23 protein-coding genes are annotated in these 22,144 nt (G+C 61.7%); 16 read left to right on the forward strand and 7 right to left on the reverse strand.

Annotated features, from left to right (window positions below):
• The first annotated feature begins 61 nt into the window (after positions 1–61).
• A complete protein-coding gene (locus AB4Z53_RS26085; protein ID WP_223727055.1) occupies positions 62–793 on the forward strand; it encodes a rhomboid family intramembrane serine protease in 732 nt (243 codons plus the stop codon).
• A gap of 262 nt (positions 794–1,055) precedes the next feature.
• Complete coding sequence (locus tag AB4Z53_RS26090) at positions 1,056–1,484, forward strand: CBS domain-containing protein (protein WP_113537736.1); 429 nt, start codon at positions 1,056–1,058, stop codon at positions 1,482–1,484.
• A gap of 193 nt (positions 1,485–1,677) precedes the next feature.
• Here the strand turns inward: AB4Z53_RS26090 and AB4Z53_RS26095 are convergent, their stop codons facing one another.
• From AB4Z53_RS26095 to folE, 3 genes are all read right to left on the reverse strand, one after another.
• Positions 1,678–2,643 (reverse strand): patatin-like phospholipase family protein, encoded by a 966-nt coding sequence (locus tag AB4Z53_RS26095; RefSeq protein WP_441598490.1) that lies wholly within the window; start codon positions 2,641–2,643, stop codon positions 1,678–1,680.
• A gap of 398 nt (positions 2,644–3,041) precedes the next feature.
• Positions 3,042–3,494: a phosphoribosyl-AMP cyclohydrolase gene (gene hisI, locus AB4Z53_RS26100; RefSeq protein ID WP_113537734.1), complete on the reverse strand. Its 453-nt coding sequence runs from the start codon at positions 3,492–3,494 to the stop codon at positions 3,042–3,044.
• Positions 3,495–3,518: 24 nt separating this feature from the next.
• Entirely contained in the window at positions 3,519–4,136 is a 618-nt protein-coding gene (gene folE / locus AB4Z53_RS26105) for a GTP cyclohydrolase I FolE (protein WP_441598492.1), read from the reverse strand.
• A gap of 340 nt (positions 4,137–4,476) precedes the next feature.
• Here folE and AB4Z53_RS26110 point away from each other — a divergent pair, with 340 nt between their 5' ends.
• The 6 genes from AB4Z53_RS26110 to AB4Z53_RS26135 all read left to right on the forward strand — a co-directional run bounded on the left by AB4Z53_RS26110 (position 4,477) and on the right by AB4Z53_RS26135 (position 9,400).
• Positions 4,477–4,923, forward strand: coding sequence for an iron-sulfur cluster assembly scaffold protein (locus tag AB4Z53_RS26110; protein WP_113537732.1), 447 nt, complete (start codon positions 4,477–4,479; stop codon positions 4,921–4,923).
• Between the two features lies 1 nt (position 4,924).
• A complete protein-coding gene (gene yidD, locus AB4Z53_RS26115) occupies positions 4,925–5,299 on the forward strand; it encodes a membrane protein insertion efficiency factor YidD (protein WP_441598494.1) in 375 nt (124 codons plus the stop codon).
• Positions 5,296–5,724, forward strand: a complete 429-nt coding sequence (locus AB4Z53_RS26120; protein WP_113537730.1) for a DUF2267 domain-containing protein — start codon at positions 5,296–5,298, stop codon at positions 5,722–5,724. Before yidD ends, AB4Z53_RS26120 begins: the two co-directional genes overlap by 4 nt.
• Before the next feature lie 11 nt (positions 5,725–5,735).
• Positions 5,736–6,275 (forward strand): DUF1697 domain-containing protein, encoded by a 540-nt coding sequence (locus AB4Z53_RS26125; RefSeq protein ID WP_113537729.1) that lies wholly within the window; start codon positions 5,736–5,738, stop codon positions 6,273–6,275.
• A 223-nt stretch (positions 6,276–6,498) separates the two neighbouring features.
• Positions 6,499–8,481: a threonine--tRNA ligase gene (gene thrS / locus AB4Z53_RS26130; protein ID WP_113537728.1), complete on the forward strand. Its 1,983-nt coding sequence runs from the start codon at positions 6,499–6,501 to the stop codon at positions 8,479–8,481.
• 79 nt (positions 8,482–8,560) lie between these two features.
• Positions 8,561–9,400: a lysophospholipid acyltransferase family protein gene (locus AB4Z53_RS26135; RefSeq protein ID WP_223727065.1), complete on the forward strand. Its 840-nt coding sequence runs from the start codon at positions 8,561–8,563 to the stop codon at positions 9,398–9,400.
• A 32-nt stretch (positions 9,401–9,432) separates the two neighbouring features.
• On the opposite strand, the gene AB4Z53_RS26140 is transcribed toward AB4Z53_RS26135, so the two are convergent.
• Positions 9,433–10,443, reverse strand: a complete 1,011-nt coding sequence (locus AB4Z53_RS26140; protein WP_113537726.1) for a hypothetical protein — start codon at positions 10,441–10,443, stop codon at positions 9,433–9,435.
• A gap of 100 nt (positions 10,444–10,543) precedes the next feature.
• Between AB4Z53_RS26140 and AB4Z53_RS26145 the strand changes: the two genes are divergently transcribed.
• Both AB4Z53_RS26145 and AB4Z53_RS26150 read left to right on the forward strand, forming a co-directional pair.
• Positions 10,544–11,128, forward strand: coding sequence for a nitroreductase family protein (locus AB4Z53_RS26145; RefSeq protein WP_441598498.1), 585 nt, complete (start codon positions 10,544–10,546; stop codon positions 11,126–11,128).
• The gene (locus tag AB4Z53_RS26150) at positions 11,128–11,730 is read left to right on the forward strand and encodes a flavin reductase family protein (protein ID WP_113537724.1); all 603 of its coding nucleotides are present in this window, start codon (positions 11,128–11,130) and stop codon (positions 11,728–11,730) included. Before AB4Z53_RS26145 ends, AB4Z53_RS26150 begins: the two co-directional genes overlap by 1 nt.
• Before the next feature lie 27 nt (positions 11,731–11,757).
• Here the strand turns inward: AB4Z53_RS26150 and AB4Z53_RS26155 are convergent, their stop codons facing one another.
• On the reverse strand, positions 11,758–12,456 hold the full coding sequence (locus AB4Z53_RS26155; RefSeq protein ID WP_441598500.1) for an aldolase: 699 nt from the start codon (positions 12,454–12,456) through the stop codon (positions 11,758–11,760).
• Between the two features lie 74 nt (positions 12,457–12,530).
• Between AB4Z53_RS26155 and AB4Z53_RS26160 the strand changes: the two genes are divergently transcribed.
• Positions 12,531–13,667, forward strand: coding sequence for a DUF2336 domain-containing protein (locus AB4Z53_RS26160; RefSeq protein WP_113537722.1), 1,137 nt, complete (start codon positions 12,531–12,533; stop codon positions 13,665–13,667).
• Positions 13,668–13,757: 90 nt separating this feature from the next.
• The gene (locus tag AB4Z53_RS26165; protein ID WP_441598502.1) at positions 13,758–14,780 is read left to right on the forward strand and encodes an SDR family oxidoreductase; all 1,023 of its coding nucleotides are present in this window, start codon (positions 13,758–13,760) and stop codon (positions 14,778–14,780) included.
• Between the two features lie 9 nt (positions 14,781–14,789).
• Here the strand turns inward: AB4Z53_RS26165 and AB4Z53_RS26170 are convergent, their stop codons facing one another.
• On the reverse strand, positions 14,790–15,203 hold the full coding sequence (locus AB4Z53_RS26170) for a hypothetical protein (RefSeq protein WP_441598504.1): 414 nt from the start codon (positions 15,201–15,203) through the stop codon (positions 14,790–14,792).
• Positions 15,204–15,428: 225 nt separating this feature from the next.
• Between AB4Z53_RS26170 and AB4Z53_RS26175 the strand changes: the two genes are divergently transcribed.
• Positions 15,429–15,899 (forward strand): GNAT family N-acetyltransferase, encoded by a 471-nt coding sequence (locus tag AB4Z53_RS26175; protein ID WP_441598506.1) that lies wholly within the window; start codon positions 15,429–15,431, stop codon positions 15,897–15,899.
• Positions 15,900–16,020: 121 nt separating this feature from the next.
• Here AB4Z53_RS26175 and parE read toward each other — a convergent pair whose 3' ends face one another.
• Positions 16,021–18,081 carry a DNA topoisomerase IV subunit B gene (gene parE / locus AB4Z53_RS26180; RefSeq protein ID WP_441598508.1) on the reverse strand — a complete coding sequence of 687 codons (2,061 nt, stop codon included), beginning with the start codon at positions 18,079–18,081 and terminating at the stop codon, positions 16,021–16,023.
• A 245-nt stretch (positions 18,082–18,326) separates the two neighbouring features.
• Between parE and AB4Z53_RS26185 the strand changes: the two genes are divergently transcribed.
• The 3 genes from AB4Z53_RS26185 to AB4Z53_RS26195 all read left to right on the forward strand — a co-directional run bounded on the left by AB4Z53_RS26185 (position 18,327) and on the right by AB4Z53_RS26195 (position 22,099).
• Complete coding sequence (locus AB4Z53_RS26185) at positions 18,327–19,211, forward strand: alpha/beta hydrolase (RefSeq protein ID WP_441598510.1); 885 nt, start codon at positions 18,327–18,329, stop codon at positions 19,209–19,211.
• Positions 19,212–19,337: 126 nt separating this feature from the next.
• Positions 19,338–20,780 (forward strand): UbiA family prenyltransferase, encoded by a 1,443-nt coding sequence (locus AB4Z53_RS26190; protein ID WP_441598512.1) that lies wholly within the window; start codon positions 19,338–19,340, stop codon positions 20,778–20,780.
• Positions 20,777–22,099 carry an FAD-binding oxidoreductase gene (locus tag AB4Z53_RS26195; RefSeq protein WP_441598514.1) on the forward strand — a complete coding sequence of 441 codons (1,323 nt, stop codon included), beginning with the start codon at positions 20,777–20,779 and terminating at the stop codon, positions 22,097–22,099. The genes AB4Z53_RS26190 and AB4Z53_RS26195 overlap by 4 nt, the downstream gene beginning before the upstream one ends.
• Positions 22,100–22,144 lie beyond the last annotated feature (45 nt).

A 22,144-nucleotide genomic window follows, 5' to 3' on the forward strand; every position in this document is an offset into this window, starting at 1 on the left:
TCATGCCATCGCCTCGATCGAATGCGATCGAACGGGCCAATCGATGGAGAGAGCGGCAACCATGGAACGAGATCAGACGGCAACGCCACCGGAGACGGACCGGGACAGCGCCGCCAGTCCGTCACGTGAGCCTGCTTTCAATCTGCCCGCGGGCCTCACCGGCATTCTGCTGTTCCTGATCGCCATTCACGCGTTGCGCACCTATGTTCTGTCGCCAGCCATCGATCAGGAGATCATCTTCAATTTCGCCTTTCTGCCGGCGCGCTATGATCATCCCTTGGCCGAGCAGGGGCTCGCCTGGCTCTGGAGCCCCATCACCTATTCGTTCCTGCATGGCAGCTGGGAGCACCTGATCTTCAACATCTTCTGGATGGTTGCTTTCGGTGCGCCGGTCGTGCGCCGCATCGGCATGGGACGTCTGGCGGTGTTCTGGTGCCTGTCGGCCGCGGCTGCTGTTGCGCTTCACACCGCATTTCATTGGGGCGAAATGATCGTGGTGGTCGGTGCCTCGGGTGTAGTTTCCGGCTTCATGGGGGCGGCGGCGCGTTTCGTCTTTTCGCCAAGCGGGCGGATAAGCCGGCAGTTTGCCCATCTCAACCGAAGGCTGCCCGTCAGTGAGGCGCTGGCAAATCGTTCTGTTGTGATGTTCGCCGGGATCTGGTTCCTCACCAACTTTCTGATCGGGCTCGGCATGTTCACGCCTGGCGGTGCAGGCAGCATCGCTTGGGAGGCCCATATCGGCGGTTTCCTCTTCGGCTTCCTGCTCTTCGGCCTCTTCGACCCTCGCGACTGACAACTGCGAAAGATCGGCGGATGGCGCTTGTGAGTGCTTGATTTCCCCAGGACGCTGGCGCACCATTTGATACGGTCGCCGGTTGTCGAAAGACAGGGCGGCCCGTGAAGGCCGGGTATTGGAGGCTCGTCCGCGTCTGAGGAGCACGTGGATTGGCGTTTGTAGGCGGCCAGGGTACAGGTTCTATCGCCCGACCGTACCGCACGAGAGACGGCTGAACCTTTCCCTGCCGACCGGAGTTGTCGCAACGGGAGATGTGCGCATGTCAGTAAAAGCAATACTCGATGAAAAGGGCCGCAACGTCGTAACGGTCGGCCCGCAGATGACAGTCCAACAGGCTGCCATTCTCTTGCGTGACAATCATATCGGTGCGGTCATCATCGTCGATGCGGACGATCAGATCGCAGGCATCCTCACCGAGCGCGACATCGTCGCAGCGATCGCCAAGCAAGGAGCGACTTGTCTCGAAAGGCCGGTCGCGGCCGTCATGTGGCAGAACGTCTACTGCTGCACCGAGGAAATGTCCGTCCAGGCCCTGATGGAAATGATGAGCAAGCTCAGGGCTCGCCACCTGCCGGTCGAAAAGAATGGTCAGCTCGCCGGCATCGTTTCGATCGGCGACGTGATCAAGCATCATATCCGCGCGATCGAGCATGAGACGGAGCAGATCAAGGCTTACATCGCCGGCTAAAAGGGAAGGGCGGCCTGCGCCGCCCTCTTACATACCACGATACTTTGCTCTCTACGTACCAACAGGGTGGCGAGGCATTATGGCGCGAATCTGCCCCATCTCGGTTTGCTACACGCTCTCCCAAAATGGCACAATGAACGCGCGCGCCATCGTCGCGCGAGTCGCTCGCAATGATCGAAGAAAAGGTCGCTCGTCAGCGTACGAGCGCGTCCTGCATTCGCTGAATCTCTGCGAGCTTGGCCTTCGCCTCGTGGTAACCCCGGTCGATCGCCTCTCCGGCACGGTGAAACTCCGAGAGGCCGATGTCGTTAAGCTTGGGATGCAATGCCAGGTCCGGCGGGTCGCCAGCGAGGCGGGCGCGGGAAATACGATCCTGGATGATGTTGAAGGCCTGCACCATCACGCCGGTCATGCCGAGGCGGGAGTGATGGGTTGATTCCTTCTCCTGCAGCGGCGAATCCGGCGTTTCCAACCCGGCGCTGTGCTTGACCACGGCAGAGCGGCCGTAGAGATCATAGTTGAGGTTCACAGCGACGACGAGTTGCTGCTCGTGCGCGCGGCAGACCGAAACCGGGACCGGATTGACCAGCGCGCCATCGATAAGCGTGCGTCCGTTCGCCTTGATCGGCTCGAAGATCCCGGGCAAAGCGTAGGAAGCGCGGATCGCGGTGATGAGCGATCCCTTTTCGAGCCAAACTTCGTGGCCGCTATGTACTTCGGTTGCAACGGCAATAAACGGCCTGTCGAGCCCCTCGATGCTGAGACCCTGCAGATGCTCCTGCATGCGCTTGGTGAGCCGCAAACCGCCGAAGAGGCCGCCGCCACCGATGGCAAAATCGAGCAGCCCTGCAATTCGCCTGACGGTGAGGGAACGCGCGAAGGCCTCGAGTTCGTCGAGCTTGCCCGCAAGGTAACAACCGCCGACGAGCGCGCCGATCGACGTGCCGGCAATCATGCCGACATCGATGCCTTCTTCGTCGAGGGCCCGCAGCACGCCGATATGGGCCCAACCGCGAGCGGCGCCGCCGCCAAGGGCAATTGCGATCTTTGGTCTTTGCGGAGGTGTCGCAGGTTCTGGTGGTGTTGTTGAAATAGATGTTCCGTCCGGACCGGACAAATCTGCAATCTGATTGCTACGCGTAAAAGTCCAATTCAACATCCGGCACCTCCAACACCGCCGAATACTCCGCAGCGCGACTCGTCGATGAGAATGCGCGAAGGTCGCTCTGGCAATTCATCATTGACTTAACTACCCAGGACCGGATTCGATCCTGGAAGAGGCAAATTGATGCGCGCGTCCTGGGGAGGCTCCGCCAAGCCGGCGCAGGTGCCGGCCTCGTCCTGTTCCATTGCTGAAAGACTGGCACCGTCGTTAGGTATATCACCGATCCGGTCGCCGATTGCGGCAAGATCGATAAACATTGGATACAGTTTGCAATACAGTCGGGACCGTTGCCGTTCCCTCATCGCGCCGCATCCTTGCTTAAGGATTAGGCGCTCGCTTGGTTTCCAAAAGATAAATATAGCATGTGTGCGCATCAAAAAGATGCGCGATGCTTAATTTTTATCATAGATTTCTGCAGGGTCGAAGTGCCTGTGGTCGTCGGTAGTTTCGACCGTCGCCTTGCCGTTTTCGGCGCCGACCGTGCGGTAGAAGCAGGACCGCCGACCCGTGTGGCAGGTGGCGTCGTGACCGCCGACGGAGACCTTGAGCCAGATCGCGTCCTGATCGCAATCGGTGCGGATTTCCTTGACCGATTGCAGGTTGCCGGAGCTTTCGCCCTTCTTCCAGAGGCTCTTGCGCGAGCGGCTGTAATAGTGCGCCACGCCCGTCTCGATCGTCAAAGCCAGTGCCTCGGCGTTCATGTGCGCGACCATCAACAGTTCACCGTCCCGCACATCGGTGACGACGGCAGTGATCAACCCCTTCTCATCAAAGCGCGGGGTGAAGGCCGGTCCGGTTTCCAGCTCGGCCTTGTCGGAGGAGGGGGCGTCGAAGGTAAGCGTCATGGAAAGACTCCGTCTGTCGGAGCCTTACTTGAAGCCCCTGATCATGGCCATGAACCGCGCCTGCTCGGCCGGTTCCGTCTGGAACGTACCCGTAAATGTGGTGGTCAGCGTTGTCGAGCCTTGCTTCTGGACGCCACGCATCGCCATGCACATGTGCTCGGCTTCGATCATCACGGCGACGCCGCGCGGAGCGAGCGATTCGTCGATCGACTTGGCGATCTGTGCCGTCATCGACTCCTGCGTCTGCAGCCTGCGGCCATAGATATCGACCACGCGGGCGATCTTCGAAAGGCCGAGGACACGACCGTTCGGCAGATAGGCGACATGCACCTTGCCGATGATCGGCACCATATGGTGTTCGCAATGCGAATAGAACGGAATGTCCTTGACGAGGACCATGTCGTCGTAACCGGCAACCTCTTCGAAGGTCCGGCCGAGCACGTCTTCGGCAACGAGATCATAGCCGCTGAAAAGTTCGCGATAGGCCTTTGCCACACGCGCCGGCGTGTCCCTCAGGCCCTCGCGTGCTGGGTCGTCGCCAGCCCAGCGCAACAGAACGCGTACGGCATCCTCCGCTTCCTTCTGGGTCGGGCGGCCGCTCGCATCGTCGAGCACAGGAAAATTCTTCACTATGGCATCCATAATGGCCTCTTTGAGCAATACGGGATTGCTTGACGTTTTATCTTTCGGACAACTCGCCACTGGCCATTCGCCTAACCCTGCAGGCTTGGGTTCCGTTGGCGGGCTCCGGGGCTTTCGGGTCCTTGCTTAGCAGTGCACTGGACCTTCCGGCACGGTTTCCCAAACAACAGGCGACATTGTTCCTCTTGCGGAACTGTCGCCCCAACACGACATAGCATATAGTATGGTGCCACAGAGATGAAAGAGGCGGAGCGTGTCGCGTCGTGCTTTTTTCCTGCCTACCGGAGAAAATCATGCGTCGATCACTCAAAACCGCGAAAAATCAGTCGGATCGCGTCAAATGATGGATGACATCTACAACAGCCGAATTCTCGAATTTGCCGGGAACATTCCGCGTATCGGAACGCTCTCGGATGCCGACGCGGACGCGACGGCGCACTCGAAGCTTTGCGGTTCGAAGGTGCATATCTGGCTGAAGATGGACGGCGGCGTGGTCACCGATTTCGCCCATGACGTGAAGGCCTGCGCGCTTGGCCAAGCGTCGTCCTCGATCATGGCGCGCCATGTCGTCGGCGCCGGCGCCGAGGAAATCCGCCAGGCGCGCGCGGACATGCTCGCCATGTTGAAGACAGACGGCGAGGGCCCGTCCGGGCGTTTCGAGGACATGCGCTTCCTGCGCCCGGTAAAGGATTACAAGGCGCGCCACGCCTCGACGATGCTGACCTTTGATGCCGTCGTCGATGCCATCGAGCAGATCGAAGCCAAGCGACTGCTCGCGGCCGTCTGACATGTGCGGCGATCCGAATTGTCGGCACGTGCCGGACGACGGGGCGAAGCCGGTAGTGGGTGGTCGAAACTGGGACGGTCCGTTTCGCAAGACGCCGGGGCGGCTGATCGGGATGGCGCTGGTCCGCACCTATCAGCTCACGCTTTCGAGCTTCATCGGCAACTCGTGCCGCCACCTGCCGACCTGTTCTGAATTCGGCTACGAGGCGATAGCTCGCCATGGCTTATGGGCCGGAGGCTGGATGACGCTGTTTCGCGTGGCGCGCTGCGGTCCGGGCGGGACGCACGGCTTCGATCCGGTGCCGGAGCGGCTTGAGCCTCGCCTCGTGTGGTACGCGCCGTGGCGCTACTGGCGACCGCGGCCGAAGGTTGGATGATCGCCATGCCCATGCCGATGGAATACCGCCAGGCCTCTGCGGATTTCGATCGCTTCATCATCGATGCGCGCAATCTTGCCGGGCTCCAGACGACGAACCAGGCCTATACGATGGTTCAGGCGGTACTGCGGACGTTTCGGCGACGGCTGGAACTGGAGGATGCCATCCTGTTTGCAGATGTCTTGCCGCCCGTGCTGCGCGCGATCTTTGTTGCCGAATGGGACCTCGAGGAACCGAAGAGCCCGTTTTCGGGTCGCGTCGCCCTGACCCGCGAGGTGCAGGCGCTCCGGCCCGATCACAATGTTTCGCCTGACAGCGCCATTGCCGATGTGGCAGCCGCCTTGCGTCGACACATCGACGAGGCGAAGTTGGACCGGGTTCTCGCCCGATTGCCGGCGGGTGCTGCGGATTTCTGGCGCGCGTGAACGGAAGAATGATGAACAGCTACGTTGCCTTGCTCTACAGCATTGTCCTTGGTGCCGGGCGACGTGTCGTGATGGCCGATCTCAGGGCGATGGCCGAAGGCCTCGGCTATCACTCGCCCAGGACGCTGGTTGCGACAGGCAATCTCGTGTTCGAGGCCGGACGGTCGGAAGTCCGCGATCTCGAATCCCCGCTTGAGAAGGCCTTCTCCGGGACGTTCGGTCGGCATGTAGACATCATCGTGCGCTCCGGTGCCGGCTGGTTGAAGCTCGCTGCCTCCAATCCCTTCCATGAAGAGGGCGAAGAAGACGCAACGCGCGTGCATGTCCGCGTGATGCGCGACCCGCTGACCGAAACCGCACTCGAAGGGCTGCGGCGTTACTGCGTTTCCGGCGAACGCCTTGCCATCGTCGATGGCGATCTCTGGGTGCATTTCGCCGGCAAGGCCAGTGAATCGAAGCTTCTGGGGGCGATGACGACCAAGCGTTTGGGCATCGGAACGTTTCGCAACTGGAACACCGTAAAGGGCCTTGCCGAGATGCTGCGCGGCTAGGCTCTGTCGCAGCCTTCGCCTTTACTCACTTTCGAAAACCCTTTATCAGGCTACGGCGTGTTTCCCGGGGTTGTCTCGGCTCCGGGCAGAACAAGCAGCAATCCAAAGCACTACAGCGATCTCTGCGCGTCTCACGGATGCGACGCTGTATCGTCAATTCACCGGCCATTGCCGGTCAACCATTCCACCCGCATTCGTTGGCGGGACTGGATAGGAGATCACTATGTCGAATCCTGTTTCCCTTACATTTCCTGATGGCTCGGTGCGCGAATATCCCTTCGGCACGACCGGCCGTGACGTGGCAGAATCGATTTCGAAGTCGCTCGCCAAGAAGGCGGTAGCGATCGCGCTCGACGACGAGCTGCGCGATCTGTCCGATCCGGTGACCAATGGCCGCCTCGAGATCGTCGTTCGCGACGACAAGCGTTCCCTCGAGCTTATCCGCCACGATGCCGCGCACGTGATGGCAGAGGCTGTACAGGAGCTGTGGCCGGGAACGCAGGTAACCATCGGTCCGGTCATCGACAACGGCTTCTATTACGACTTCGCCCGCAACGAACCCTTCACCCCGGATGACCTGCCGCTCATCGAAAAGCGGATGAAGGAGATCATTGCCCGCAACAAGCCTTTCACAAAGGAAGTCTGGTCGCGCGAGAAGGCCCGTCAGGTCTTTGCCGACAAGGGCGAGGCCTACAAGGTCGAGCTCGTCGATGCGATCCCCGAGGGACAGGATCTCAAGATCTACTACCAGGGCGATTGGTTCGACCTTTGCCGCGGACCGCACATGGCCTCCACGGGCCAGATCGGAACAGCCTTCAAGCTGATGAAGGTGGCCGGTGCCTATTGGCGCGGCGACAGCAACAACGCCATGCTGACCCGTATCTACGGCACAGCCTGGCACACCCAGGAAGAGCTCGACCAGTACCTGCACGTGCTTGCCGAAGCGGAAAAGCGCGACCATCGCCGTCTTGGCCGTGAAATGGACCTGTTCCATTTCCAGGAGGAAGGCCCGGGCGTCGTCTTCTGGCACGGCAAGGGCTGGCGCATGTTCCAGACGCTGGTCGCCTACATGCGCCGCCGGCTCGCCAACACCTACCAGGAAGTCAACGCGCCGCAGGTGCTTGACAAGTCGCTCTGGGAAACCTCGGGTCACTGGGGCTGGTACCGCGACAACATGTTCAAGGTGACGGTCGCCGGCGATGAAACCGACGACGACCGCGTCTTCGCGCTGAAGCCGATGAACTGCCCGGGGCACATCCAGATCTTCAAGCATGGGCTGAAGTCCTATCGCGAGCTTCCGGTGCGTCTGGCTGAGTTCGGCAACGTTCACCGTTACGAGCCGTCGGGCGCGCTGCACGGCCTGATGCGCGTGCGTGGCTTCACCCAGGACGACGCCCACGTTTTCTGCACCGACGAGCAGATGGCGGCGGAATGCCTGCGCATCAACGACCTCATCCTCTCGGTCTATGAGGACTTCGGCTTCAAGGAAGTCGTGGTCAAGCTCTCCACCCGTCCGGACAAGCGCGTCGGTTCCGACGAGCTCTGGGATCGCGCCGAAAGCGTGATGATGGACGTCTTGAAGACGATTGAGGCGCAGTCGGAAGGCCGCATCAAGACCGGCATCCTGCCGGGTGAGGGCGCGTTCTACGGTCCGAAGTTCGAATACACGCTGAAGGACGCCATCGGCCGCGAATGGCAGTGCGGTACGACCCAGGTCGATTTCAACCTGCCGGAGCGCTTTGGTGCCTTCTACATCGACAAGGAATCGGAAAAGCGCCAGCCGGTCATGATCCATCGCGCCATCTGCGGCTCGATGGAGCGTTTCCTCGGCATCCTGATCGAGAACTTCGCCGGCCACATGCCGCTGTGGGTTTCGCCGTTGCAGATCGTCGTCGCGACGATCACCTCGGAAGCTGACGACTACGGTCGTGAGGTTGCCGAGCTTCTGCGCGACGCGGGCTTGACCGTCGAGACCGACTTCCGCAACGAGAAGATCAACTACAAGGTTCGCGAACACTCGGTCACGAAGGTTCCGGTCATTGTCGTCTGCGGCAAGCGCGAAGCCGAAGAGCGTTCGGTCAACATCCGCCGTCTGGGTTCGCAGGCGCAGACTGCGATGACGCTCGACGAAGCGATTGCCTCTCTCGCTCTGGAAGCCATGGCCCCGGATCTCAAGCGCAAGGCGGAAAAGAAAGCCCGGGGTTGAACCCCCGGGCACTTGCTTTGTCAGCAAACTGTCATATTAGCGGAATATCCGGATAAGATCGTATCCCTCGGAGATTTCCGTGCAGTTCAAAGAGCTGTCCTACGCCAATGAAAACGACCGGCGCCTGAAGCGCTGGTTCATTCGCTCCATCGAGGGCCTGTCGGGCCGCAACCGCTATGCAAAGCTTTACACGCGCTGGCGGTCCGACATTGTCGGCAAGAGCGATCGGGTCTTCGGTGAAATGCTGCAGCTGATCGATGTGAAGCTGCGAACCCAAGGCGAGTGGCCGCCGCGGCAATTGCCCGATACGCCGATCGTCATCATCGCCAATCATCCCTTCGGCATCGGCGACGGCATCGCCGTTTTGGCGCTTGCCGAACAGCTTGGCCGTCCATTCCGCGTCCTTATCAACAACGAACTGCTGAAGGTGCCGGAAATGGCGCCTTACTCGCTGCCGGTGTCGTTCGAGGAGACGAAGGAAGCGCTGGCCGTCAACATGGCGACGCGCCATGAAGCGCTGCGCCTGTTGAAGGAAGGTGTGACCATCGTGATCTTTCCCGCCGGCGGCGTCGCGACAGCCCCCAAGGGCTTCGGCCGCGCCGAAGACCTGCCCTGGAAGATCTTTCCCGCAAAATTGATCCAGGCCGCGCGGGCAAGCGTCATCCCGATCTATTTCGAAGGCCAGAACGGTCCCATGTTCCATCTGGCGAGCAAGATCTCACTGACGCTGAGGCTTTCGCTGCTGATCCGCGAGTTCCGACGCCTGTCCGGCACGACGATTGCGGCGCGCATCGGCCGTGTGCTGACGCCCGAGGACCTCGGTGCCTGTGGTGATCGCAAGGACCTGCTGGCCCGCATCTATGACGCGGTCTTCTCCATGGCGCCGCCGCGTAGGCGGTTCATGCGGCGCGCGGGCTGACGCAACGTCAACCGCTTGTCGCTGCGTTGAGACTAGTCCTGTGCGTCGGAGACGACGCCCGGATTGGTGTTCGCATCGTTGCCACCGCTGCTGAGCAGCACTTCCACGTCCGTGTTGACGCCGGCCTTCACCGTGAAGTCGCGTTCGTAGATCTTGTCCTTGTAGCGCGCGACGGCGGAATAGCTGCCTTCGAGCAGGACCAGCGTCGGGAAGGCGCCATTTTCTTCGTCCACCGTGTCGCCGGCGGAGGTCAGGATCGTCCATGCGGTGTTGGCGATCGCTTCGCCGCCGGGCTCTGAGACCAGCTTGAGCGTCAGCTTGGCGGCGCGATGCTGGATGGTCGCTTCCGTCAGCTTGCCGGCTTCGACCTGGATGTCGGCGGCGGTCGAGGCGTTGGTGGCGCCGTAGCTCGATGTCACATGATAGGTTCCGGCGCCGAGCCGGATCACCGTATTCGGCTTCACATCCGACATGATAAGCGCCCGTTCGCCGTCGCTCTTGGTGTCGGCGGAATAGACGGAGAAGCTGAGTTCGGCCGGCGGTATGCGCACATCGCTGCCAGAGACGGCGTTGAGCTTGATGCCGCCTGCATCGAGAACCAGAACCTGCTTCTCCAGCGTGCCTTCCTGGGGAACGCGGATCTTGCGTGTTGCGGAGGCGCGTCCGAAGGAAACATTGACGAAATAGTCACCCGGCACGACGTTGAACGCGGTCGATCCGCCTTCCGACGTGGCCAGAAGCGGCAGCTTTCCGTCGCTTCCGGGGATCGGGCTGAACACGCGCCAGGTCAGGCCGGCCTCGACAGGGGCGCCTTTCTCGGTGAGCAGTGCTTCGAGCTTCACATCCTTCAAGGTACCGTCGGCGATTGGATCTGATGTCATCGGGCTGAAGCCCGTAAGCTTCGGCATCTTGCGGGGGCCGGCGATCGAGGGAAAACTCTCGAAGGCCTGGGTCGCATCTTCAGCAAGCACGCTTCCTGCAGCGGCGCCGGCGATAAGGATCGCGAGGCCGGTTCTGAGGAAAATACGAGAGCATGCACGCATGAGAGCAGTTGACTTCCTGACTGAGTGACTCCACTTGGGACGCCGATATGGCATTTTCGTGGCTGCCGATGCTGCGGCAAATTAGTGGAATTCATCCGACATGAAAACCGAAATTAAGCTTGTTGATTATCTCGCGTCCCGTCGCTCGATCCCTGCATTCCAGATGGGCGAACCCGGTCCCAGCAAGGCCGAGGTCGAGGAGATGCTGAAGCTCGCCTCGCGCRTGCCGGACCACGGCAAGCTCGCCCCCTGGCGTTTCATCGTCTATCGCGGCGAGGAGAGGGCGCGCATCAGCGCGGAGCTGAAGGCGATGGCGCTTGTAGCGAAGCCCGATCTCTCGGAAGAAATGATCAAGGTCGAGGAAACGCGGCTGACGCGCGCGCCGGTCGTGGTCGCCGTGGTCAGCACGGCTGCGCCGCACTTCAAGATCCCGGAATGGGAGCAGTTGATGTCTGCCGGCGCCGTATGCCTCAACCTGCTGATGGCCGCAAACGCACTCGGCTATGCCTCCAACTGGCTGACCGAATGGTTCGCCTTCGACGAGCGCGCTTATCCCTTGCTGGGCGTCAAGCAGGGTGAGAAGCTAGCCGGCTTCATTCACATCGGTACCGCGATGGTACCGCCGACGGAACGGCCGCGGCCGGAACTCGCAGAGATCGTCACCTGGGTCGGCGAGGGCGCCTGATGTTCTACGATACGGCCTCGAATCGTCACGGCATGCCGCATGACCCCTTCAAGGCCATCGTATCGCCGCGGCCGATCGGTTGGATCGGCACGCGGTCGGCTGACGGCTCGCTGAACCTCGCGCCCTATTCCTTCTTCAATGTCATCGCCGACCGGCCGAAACTCGTGATGTTTTCGTCGAGCGGATACAAGGATTCGGTCCGCAACATCGAAGCAACCGGCGAGTTCACGGCGAGCTTCGCCAGCCGTAGTCTCGCCGAAGCCGTGAACAAGACGTCGATACCGGCGCCGCACGGCGAGAGCGAATTCGAGATCGCCGGACTCACGCCGGTTGACGGCACCCTGGTGAAGGCGCCGTTCGTTGCCGAGGCCTTTGCTGCGCTCGAGTGCCGGACGACGGAAATGTTTCAACCGAAGGGCCTGGATGGCGAAGTGTCCGACAACTATGTCGTCATCGGTCAGGTCGTCGGCATTCATATCCGCGAGGAAGCAATCCGCGATGGCCGATTCGACATGGCGACGGTCAGGCCGCTCGCCCGTCTTGGCTATATGGATTATTGCGACGGCGGCGATGTCTTCCAGATGACGCGCCCGACCCGTTGAGATCAGCGATATTGTGCTCCGGATAGGTCACGCGACGCTGACGACGACTGCCTGCTCGATCGAACTGCAAACGACCGAGGCAAAGCCGTTGTCGCGGCTCAGCGATTGCGCCCACCGTGTCGCGGCTTCATCGGCGCAGGCGGGCAACACCTCATAGGCAGGCACGCCGGCTTCTGCCGCCTTCAGGACCACATAGGACCGTCCTGCGAGGATAGGTGCTGCCACACGCTGGTGGGGCGCGCTGGTTGGCTCCAGGCAGCCTAGCGATTTTGCGAGCGCCGCACCGTTGAAGACCAACGCTTCTAGGCGGGGCGACGCATCTGTCAGCGGATAGGGCGACAACAGGCCCTCCGGCGAGCTGCCGTATTCTGCATAGATCCGGATCCGGTTGGGCGCGATGCCATTGGTGGCTTCCGCCACCCGCAGCATCACGTCGAGCTGTTGTATGTCGGCGCGCCCGCGGCATCCGGAAAGAACGATACCGTCCACACCGCTCACGATGATCCGGGTCAATGCCTCTTCGTCCAGCCGTTCCAGTGGTTCGGCGCGCGCAAGAAGATCGAAGCTTCGGTCTGGCAACCGCGCCCAGCCACGCAGTATTTCTGCGTCGCAACCGATACCCGTGATCACGCCAGAGAGCGCATTGAGCGCAAGGACGTCCACGGTCGGAGCCGTGCTATCGGTTATCAGCAGCGGTTTCATGGTTTGGGAGCGGTTAACAGACATGGTGAACCAATCTTAAACCTTTGCCGGCTAGGGTTTGAACATCGGTGGCATTGGCGTGGTCTAGTGGGGCGTAGGTGATCATACAAGCATTTCTTCGCTGGGTGGAAACGGCGAGAACGGGCGAACGAACCCGCGCTGCCAGCGCGCTCGGTCGCGCCTATATCGACGCTGAGATGAATGGCCTCGACCGCCGCGCGGCGGAGATGGCGATGACGTTCCTGCTCGACGATCCGTCGCCAAAGGTTCGGCGCGCACTCGCCGATGTGCTTTGTGGATGCTCGTCCGTTCCACGCGCCATCATTCTCGGCCTTGCCGAAGACCAGCCCGAAATTGCCTATGTCGTCATCTCCCGCTCGCCTGTCTTGACCGACGAGGATCTGGTCGATCTCGCTGCCAGAGGTACGCTCGAGACGCGCGCGCTGATCGCGGCGCGCAGCTTCGTCTCCCGCGCCGTGTGCGCCGCCCTCGCTGAAATCGGCGGTGAGGAAGAGGTGCTGATCCTTCTGGAAAATACCGGCGCCAACCTTTCGCGCCGCTCGCTGAAACGCATCGCCGAGCGTCTCGGCTGCTCGGCGGCCGTACGCGACCTGTTGCTTGCACGGCCGGACCTGCCAAGCGATGCCCGCCATGCGCTGGTGGAAGAGGTGGGGGCGGCGCTGGCCGCCTTCGGTTTGGTGCAGATGGCGATCGGCGAAGCCCGGGTTCAGCGGATCACCCGGGAAGCCTGCGACATTGCCGCCGTCGGCATGGCAGGCACACTGGCGGTGGAGGAATTGCCTGGCCTCGTGTCGCATCTGCGCGAGACCGGCCGCCTGACCCCGGCCTTCCTGCTCCACGCGCTCGTCACYGGCCGCGCGGAATTCTTCTCGGCGGCGATCGTCGATCTCTCTGGCGTCTGCGAGAGGCGCGTGCGCTCCATCCTGTCCGGTGGTCGCGTTCACTCGATCCGCGCTCTGTTCGAGAGTGCCGGCCTCGGCCACGATGTCAGCGAAACCTTTGCGGCGGCCGTGCTTCTCTGGCGCCAGGATACGGCAGCTGGACACGACGGCACGGCGTCCGTTTCCAAGGCGCTGCTCGCGCGGCTAAGGAACGAGCGCTCGTCGTCGCCGGTCAATACCGCGATGATCGACCTGCTCGAGCGCCTGGCATTTGCCGAGGAGCGCCAGTCGGCCCGCAGCTATGCGGAACTTGCAGCGCGCCAGGCAGCCTGACTTCCGTCGCGGCCGTTTGCATCCCGCGACCTCTCCACCCAATTCTGCCGGCAGCCCGATGCGGGCTCGCGGCCAATGAGGAACTGACGCATGAACGCGATGGCCGACGCAACCGTCGCCGTAACCGGCATAGGCGGCTTTGTCGGGCGTCATGTCGCGCTTCTCTTGTTGCGGCAGGGCTACGACGTACGCGGTACCGTTCGCGATCTGGCGCGCAAGGAGGAGATCGAAGGATCGATCCGCGCTGCCGGCGGTACGGAAGGAAGAAGGCTGGCCTTCGTCGAAGCGGACCTCCTGGGGGAAAGAGGCTGGGCTGAGGCCTTCGTTGGCGTTTCCCATGTCTTGCACACTGCATCGCCGTTCCCGGCGCGGCTGCCTGCGGATGAAGCCGATCTGATCGGGCCGGCGCGGGACGGCACGCTGCGTGTCCTTCAGGCCGCTCATTTGGCCGGCGTTCGCCGTGTCGTTCTCACCTCTTCTGTTGCCGCCGTCATCTACGGGGCTGGACGCGCTCCTTTCACGGAGACCGACTGGACCGACCCGCAATCACCGCTGGCGACGCCCTATTACCGATCAAAGACGTTTGCGGAGCATGCGGCCTGGGACTATGCGGCCGAAAACGGGCTTGAGTTGGCGGTGGTCAATCCCGGCATGGTCCTCGGGCCGCTGCTCGGGCGCGAGATAGGCACCTCTGTTGCCGTGGTGCGCAACCTACTGAGGGGCGGTTATCCCGCTCTGCCGAGGTTCAGCGTACCGGTCGTCGACGTCCGTGACGTCGCCGACGCCCATGTCCGGGCAATGACCGTCGCGGGTGCCGCGGGCGAGCGGTTTCTGATCGCCGCAGAGACGTTGTCACTTGCCGACATGGCGTCCGTCCTGCGCCGGCGGTTTCCGGAGCATGCCGCCAAGCTGCCAAAGTTCATTCTGCCGAATTGGCTGGCAGGCTTGGCTGCGCCCTTTGATGCCGGCTTGCGGCTGATCGTGCGGGAATTGGGACGCGACTCCCGTATTTCCAACGAAAAGGCACGTCGCGTTCTGGGGTGGCAGCCGCGAACCGCAGAAACGGCCGTAGCAGCCAGCGCCGAAAGCCTGATTGCTGCCGGTCTGGTTTGAGCGAGACCGCTAGTTGGTGACGCGGCGGGCGACCCAGGAATAGCCGTCTTCGATATAGTGCACCGGCTTTGTAACGATCGTCTTGAGCTTCTCTCGATCCGGGATGGCGCCTGAGAGGAAGGCCAGTGTCCGCTTCGGCAGGTTTGGCTCCGACACCGGTTCGGCCACTTGTGAAGGTGGTGTCTGGCTCTGCTGGGAACCGGCCGGTGGCGGGCTGAGGTCGGCGAGGGCCGGACCGGAACTCTCGCACATCGCGACGACGACCGGATAGTTGGCATTCGAGAACTTCGGCAATTGCGCCTGCGAATCCGTGTCGCATTGGGCGATCGATGGCCATGTACCATTGACCGTCGAAATGTACTGGCATTGGCTGACGTCGTGGTCGCAGCCGAGAATGGTCATGACAATCAGCGCCGCTTGCATGGTGTTCCTGTCGGTCCCTGGAGGTTGTGGTCGGATCAACCTATGCCTGCACGATTCTCCCCGAAATAGGGCAGCGTTGTCGGCGACGCGGAACAAATTGTTTCAGCCTGTTAGCCGGATTGATAGGGCGAGTACCGGGACCCTGCGTCATTTGACGTATTGGCTGGCGGTAAGGGTGGCACTAACCTCCGGCACAAATCGCTGAAGCCAAGAAGGACGAAATCATTGCCTGCCGTAACGATAGCCCTGGAGTCGCCACGCCAAGCCGCGGTTGTGCGTCTGCTGGAACTCTCCGACGCTTATGCCGCTTCGCTCTATCCTGCCGAAAGCAATCATATGGTCGACCTATCGAGCCTGGAGCAGGCCGGGGTCTCGTTCCTGGTGGCCCGCCGCGAGGATGACATCGTCGGCTGCTGCGCGCTCGTGGAAGCCGGTGACGGCACGGCCGAGATCAAACGCATGTTCGTCGATCCTGAGGCGAGGGGCCTGAAAGTCGGCAAGCTGTTGTTGCAGGCCCTGGAGGCGCGTGCGGGTGATCTTGGCTACACGGCAATTCGCCTCGAAACCGGCATCTATCAGCCCGAGGCGATCGGGCTTTACAAGGCGGCCGGCTATGTCGAGCGTTCACCTTTCGGAGACTACCAGCCGGATCCGCTGAGCCTGTTCATGGAAAAGTCTGTTCGCCAGGCGGCATGATCCCCGTTCGCCCGATTGGTGCAAGGGTCCGGAAACCGAAACGGCGGCCTCGGGCCGCCGCTTTCGATCTTGATGGCTCAGGGCGCACGAGAAGCGTGCGCATCTTCGCAACACTTCCGGATCAGATGTCCAGGTTATCGGCGAACACGGCGCGCTCCTGGATGAAGCGGAATCGGGCATCGGCCTTGGTACCCATGAGATTGTCCACTGCCTCGCGCGTGCCTTCGAAATCGATCTCGTCGATCTCGACCTTGAGCAACGTGCGGAACTTCGGGTCCATCGTCGTTTCCTTGAGCTGCGCCGGCAGCATCTCGCCCAAACCCTTGAAGCGACCGATCTCGACCTTGCCACGACCGGAAAACTCGGTGCGCATCAGTTCCTCGCGGTGCGCGTCGTCGCGCGCATAGAGCGTCTTCGAGCCCTGGCTGATGCGATAGAGCGGCGGCACGGCGAGATAGAGATGACCGCCGCGGATCAGTTCAGGCATTTCCTGATAGAAGAAGGTGATCAGCAGCGAGGCGATGTGCGCGCCGTCGACGTCGGCGTCGGTCATGACGACGATGCGCTCGTAGCGCAGGTCCTCTTCGCGGTATTTGCTGCGGGTGCCGCAGCCAAGCGCCTGGACGAGATCCGTGATCTGCTGGTTGGCGCTAAGCTTCTCGCGGCCGGCGCTTGCAACGTTGAGGATCTTGCCGCGCAACGGCAGGATCGCCTGGTTGGCGCGGTTGCGTGCCTGCTTTGCCGATCCGCCTGCAGAGTCCCCTTCGACGATGAAGAGTTCGGCGCCTTCTGCGGTGTTCTGCGAGCAGTCGGCGAGCTTGCCCGGCAGGCGCAGCTTGCGCACTGCCGTCTTGCGGTTGACTTCCTTTTCCTTGCGTCGGCGCACGCGTTCTTCTGCACGCTCGACGACCCAGTCGAGCAGCTTGGCGGCTTCGCCCGGATTGTCGGCAAGGTAGTGGTCGAATGGGTCGCGCAGTGCGTTTTCGACGATGCGCTGGGCCTCGACCGTCGCAAGCTTGTCCTTGGTCTGGCCGACGAATTCCGGTTCGCGAATGAAGACCGAAAGCATGCCTGCTGCCGAAATCATCACGTCGTCGGTGGTGATGATCGCCGCCCGCTTGTTCTGCGTCAGCTCGGCATAGTTCTTCAGGCCCTTGGTCAGCGCGATGCGGAAGCCCGCCTCGTGCGTGCCGCCCTCGGGCGTCGGGATGGTATTACAGTAGGAATGGACCTGCTGGTCGCCGCCGTACCAGGTGACCGCCCATTCGAGCGAGCCGTGCCCGTTTGCCTTCTCCGACTTGCCGGCGAAGATCTCACGGGTGACGGTGAATTCCTTACCGAGTGTTGCGGCGAGATAGTCCTTCAGGCCGCCCGGGAAGTGGAAGACAGCCTTGTCCGGGATCTCCGAGCCTTCCTGCAGCAGCGAGGGATCGCAAGACCAGCGGATCTCGACGCCGCCAAAGAGATAGGCCTTCGAGCGCGCCATGCGGAACAGCCGGCCGGGCTCGAAATGCGCATGCGGCCCGAAAATATCCGGGTCCGGATGGAAGCGAACGCGGGTGCCGCGGCGGTTGTGCACATCGCCGAGTTCTTCGAGCCCGCCCTGCGGAATGCCGCGGGAGAAGCGCTGGCGATAGAGCTTGCGATTGCGTGCAACCTCCACTTCGAGCGCATCGGACAGCGCGTTGACGACGGAAACGCCCACACCATGCAAACCGCCGGAGGTCTCATAGGCCTTGCCGTCGAACTTGCCGCCGGCATGCAGAACCGTCATGACGACTTCGAGCGTCGACTTGCCCGGGAATTTTGGATGGTTCTCGACCGGGATGCCACGACCGTTGTCGGTGACGGTCAGGAAGCCGTCTGCGTCGAGGTGCACTTCAATGAAGTTGGCATGGCCGGCCACCGCTTCGTCCATCGAGTTGTCGATGACTTCGGCGAAGAGATGGTGCAGCGCCTTCTCGTCGGTGCCGCCGATATACATGCCCGGACGACGGCGCACCGGCTCCAGGCCTTCGAGCACCTCGATTGCCGACGCATCATAATCACTGCCATCACTGCCTTTCGGGGCAGGGCGCGGCTCTTCGCGCACGACGGGTGCCGCTGGCACAGCCGGTTTGGCGCTCGGCTGTACGGGCTTCGGTTGCTCGGGCATTGAAAAGAGGTCGCTGTTGTCGTCCATGGGGCCGTTCGGATCGTTCCTGTCGTATGGGGATGCCTGAGGCCATAGCAAGACCTCGGCTTTGCCGCCATCCCCCGGCGGTCGAATCATCTGAATTCTGCCAGACTCTTACAGGATATGCGAACAAAAGGAGAATGCCGGCGTCGGCCTTGGCGAAAATCCGCCTTCACGGCCGTGTCATGGCGCAAGTGTTGCTTTGACGTCCGGGCGATGGCAAGGCTTTCGGCGAACGAGGGAGCCCGTCATTGGCCGTGTCCACAATTGTTTTTCCGTTTCGTCGGCTTCTGCTGGCCGTTGCCTTCTTTTCCGCAGCTTCTGTCGTCCAGGCGCAGGCACTGAAGCCCTTCAAGGACGAGCTCTTCTCCTATGGCAAGGTGCTGCAGCAAAATGATGACGGTGATGACCTGACCGTCGACTATCAGGAATTGCGCGATATCAACGAACGGGACGAAATCCCGGAACGCCGGGTGAAGCGCGCCTATGTTTCTCTGGGCGTGAAAAGCGAGCAGGTCAACGAGACGCTCGACATCGGCGGCCGTCCGCTTGACGTGACCCGCGTCGGTCCGGACCGCGGCGCTGCCTTCACGGTGATCTTCATCCACGGTCGCGGTGGCGACCGACGGCTCGGCACCAACGACTTTTCCTTCGGCGGCAACTTCAATCGGCTGAAAAACCTCGCTGTCGCCAATGGTGGCGTCTATTACGCACCGAGCGTCCGTTCCTTCGACACGTCAGGTGCCGCGGATATTGCCGGCCTGGTCAGGCAGGTCTCAGAGCGCTCGGGCGGCCGGCCCGTGGTGCTGGCCTGCGCCTCGATGGGCAGCTTCATCTGCTGGGGCGTTTCGCGCGATCCCTCCGCTGTCGCAGCTCTCAGCGGCATGATGGTGATGGGTGGCGTGAGCGACCCCGATTTTACGAAGAGCGCCGCCTTCAAGGCGAAGTTGCCCATGTACTTCAGCCATGGCAGCCGCGACAGCGTTTATCCGGCCGAGAGCCAGAAGGCACTTTATCGCACGCTGAAGGCTCAAGGCTATCCGACGCGCTTCGTCCTGTTCGAAAGCGGCTCACACGGCACCCCGGTGCGCATGACTGACTGGCGTGATGCGTTGAACTGGATCGGCCGCCACTGACCTTGGTCCGCGCTGCCGACATTTGTTAACCAGGCCGACAGTTTCCGGGCGAGATTGTGGCCCGTATTTCCACTCTGGAAAGTTGAAGACGTCATCATGCCGGCAATTATGGCTGGGATGGAAATCATGGACGCGCGCACCGAGACACGGCACATTCCGCTGTGTGTGGATCTGGACGGTACTCTGTTGGCCGCCGATACACTGTGGGAAGGCGCGGCGATCATCCTGTTGCGCAACCCCCTGATGCTTTTTCCCATGCTGTTCTGGCTGGCAAAGGGCAAGGCGCGGTTGAAGCACGAGGTGGCCTTGCGTTCCGGGCGCAGGGCGCAGGACTGGCCCTACCGGCAGGCCGTCATCGACCGGCTCGCCGAGGAGAGAAAGACGGGCCGCGAACTGGTACTCGTCACCGGTGCGGCGCCGTCGGTTGCCAGGGATATTGCCGATCACGTCGGCCTCTTTTCCTCGGTCATGCATTCGACCGATGCGCTCAATCTGACGAGCAGCCGTAAGCGCCAGGCGCTGGTCGATCGTTTCGGCGACGGCGCGTTCGACTACATGGGCAACAGCCGCGACGACATCGCCGTCTTCGAGGCGGCGCGCCGCGCGATCGTGGTTGCGCCTGATGCCGCTGCCGAAAAATGGCGCCGCAACCATGATGCCGAGTGCCTTGATACCGGCAAGGTGAGCGTGCTGGCACCGCTGAGATCCATCCGGGTGCATCAGTGGGCAAAGAACGTGCTGATCGGCGTGCCGATGATCCTCAATCACGAGGTCCTGCATTTCGACGCGATCGTCAGCGTCATCATTGCCTTCTTCGCGTTCAGCTTCCTTGCTTCCGCGGTCTACGTCATCAACGACCTTTCGGACCTTTCGAACGACCGCCGCCACGCTAAGAAGCGTCACCGGCCGCTCGCGAGCGGCCAAATGTCGGTACCGACGGCGCTCATACTTGCCGGCTGCCTGGTTCTCGCATCGCTGTCGCTGACCTTTTTGCTGCCGTGGAAATTCGCCGGCGTGCTGGCGTTCTATGCCTTCGCGACGACCGCCTATACCTTCGTGCTGAAGCGCAAGCTCCTGGTTGACGTCTTCACGCTTGCTGGCCTCTACACCACCCGTATCGTTGCCGGTGCCGCGGCAACGGGCACGGAACTGTCCTTCTGGCTCGTGTCCTTCGCCATCTTCTTCTTCCTCAGCCTCGCGCTGGTGAAGCGCTATGTCGAATTGAATGAGTTCGAGGACAAGGATGGCGGCAATGTCCCCGGCCGCGGCTATCTTGCCGTCGATTTCGAGATGGTGGGGCAGGCTGGCGTTGCTTCCGCCTTCACCTCCGCCCTGGTCCTTGCGCTCTATGTGCATAGCAAGGAACTCCAGGAAATGTACACGACGCCCTGGGCTCTCTGGCCGCTTTGCCCGCTGGTGCTCTATATGTTGTTGCGCATCTGGATCCTCGCGCGTCGCGGCATGCTGCACGAAGACCCTGTCGTCTTCATCATGCGTGACTGGCGCAGCCAATTGACCATGTTGGTCGGCGCACTGCTGATCCTGTTTGGAGCCATCGGGCCGCAATGAGTTTGCAAGATCATGAAAGCTGGGGTCGGCTCGACAATCGCGCGCGGCCGGCCATTTCGCCTGACGACTATGAAGATCGCCTCGGCTGCCTGGAGGCCGGGGGCTACTTGCCCTTCGGCAACGGCCGCAGCTACGGCGACAGTTGCCACAACGATCGGGGCACGCTGATCGAAAGTCGCAGGCACGGCCGCATACTGGCGTTCGATCCCGGCACCGGCATGATGACCTGCGAGGCTGGCGTGACCTTGCGCGAGGTACTCGAACGCGCGATCGAACATCGATTCTTCCTGCCGGTCACCCCGGGCACAGCCTTCGTGACAGTCGGGGGCGCACTTGCCAACGACGTGCACGGCAAGAACCACCATGCACGCGGCACCTTCGGCAATCACGTGACAGGTTTCACGCTCCTGCGCTCGAACGGTGAGCGGTTGATCTGTTCGCCCGGAGAAAACGCCGAACTCTATGCCGCCACCATCGGTGGCATGGGCCTGACCGGGCTTATCCTGACCGTGGATATGAGGCTGATGAAGGTGCCGTCGCCACATGTGCAACAGCATGCGATCCGCTTCGCTAACCTCGACCAATACTTCGCCCTCGTTGATCGCGTTGATGAGGAACACGAATATTCCGTTGCCTGGATCGACCAGCTCGCAACCGGAGCCCGCACGGGCCGGGGCGTGCTGTTGGCCGGCGATCACGCCGATGGCTCCTGCGAGCTGCCCGATATCCCCAAGGGATTGAAGCTTTCGGTGCCCTTCGCGCCGCCCTTCAATCTTCTGAACCGGACGACGCTCAAGGTTTTCAACGAATATTATTTCCGCAAGGAGAAGCCCGGTGAAACCGTGACCACGGTTCCCTGGACTTCCTATTTCTATCCACTGGACGCGATCGGCGCCTGGAACCGGCTTTACGGTCCACGCGGGCTTTACCAACATCAGAGCGTCTATCCCGCCGAGCGCGCGCCGGAGATCACCGCGCAACTCATGGAGACGGCCCGCAAGGCCGGTCACGCGTCGTTCCTGACGGTTCTGAAGCGGTTCGGCGACATCGGTTCGCGCGGCGTCCTGTCCTTCCCGCGACCCGGTTTTACTTTGACTTTGGACTTCGCCAATCAAGGTGAACGGACAGTAAAGCTCCTGGATGCCCTCGATCGCATCGTGGTGGAGGCAGGCGGTGCGATCAATCCGTACAAGGATGCCCGTATGAGCCCGCAAGTCTTTGAAAAATCTTTCCCTTCCTGGAGAGAGCTTGAGCCGTTGCGCGATCCTGCACTCGTTTCGAACTTCTGGAAGCGCGCGGCTCTGGCTTTGCCAGAATGAGAATGCAGACAATTTTATTCAAATAAACTTTCAAACTTCACGGAA

The organism is Ensifer sp. 2TAB8, from assembly GCF_052115125.1.
Taxonomy (GTDB): domain Bacteria; phylum Pseudomonadota; class Alphaproteobacteria; order Rhizobiales; family Rhizobiaceae; genus Ensifer.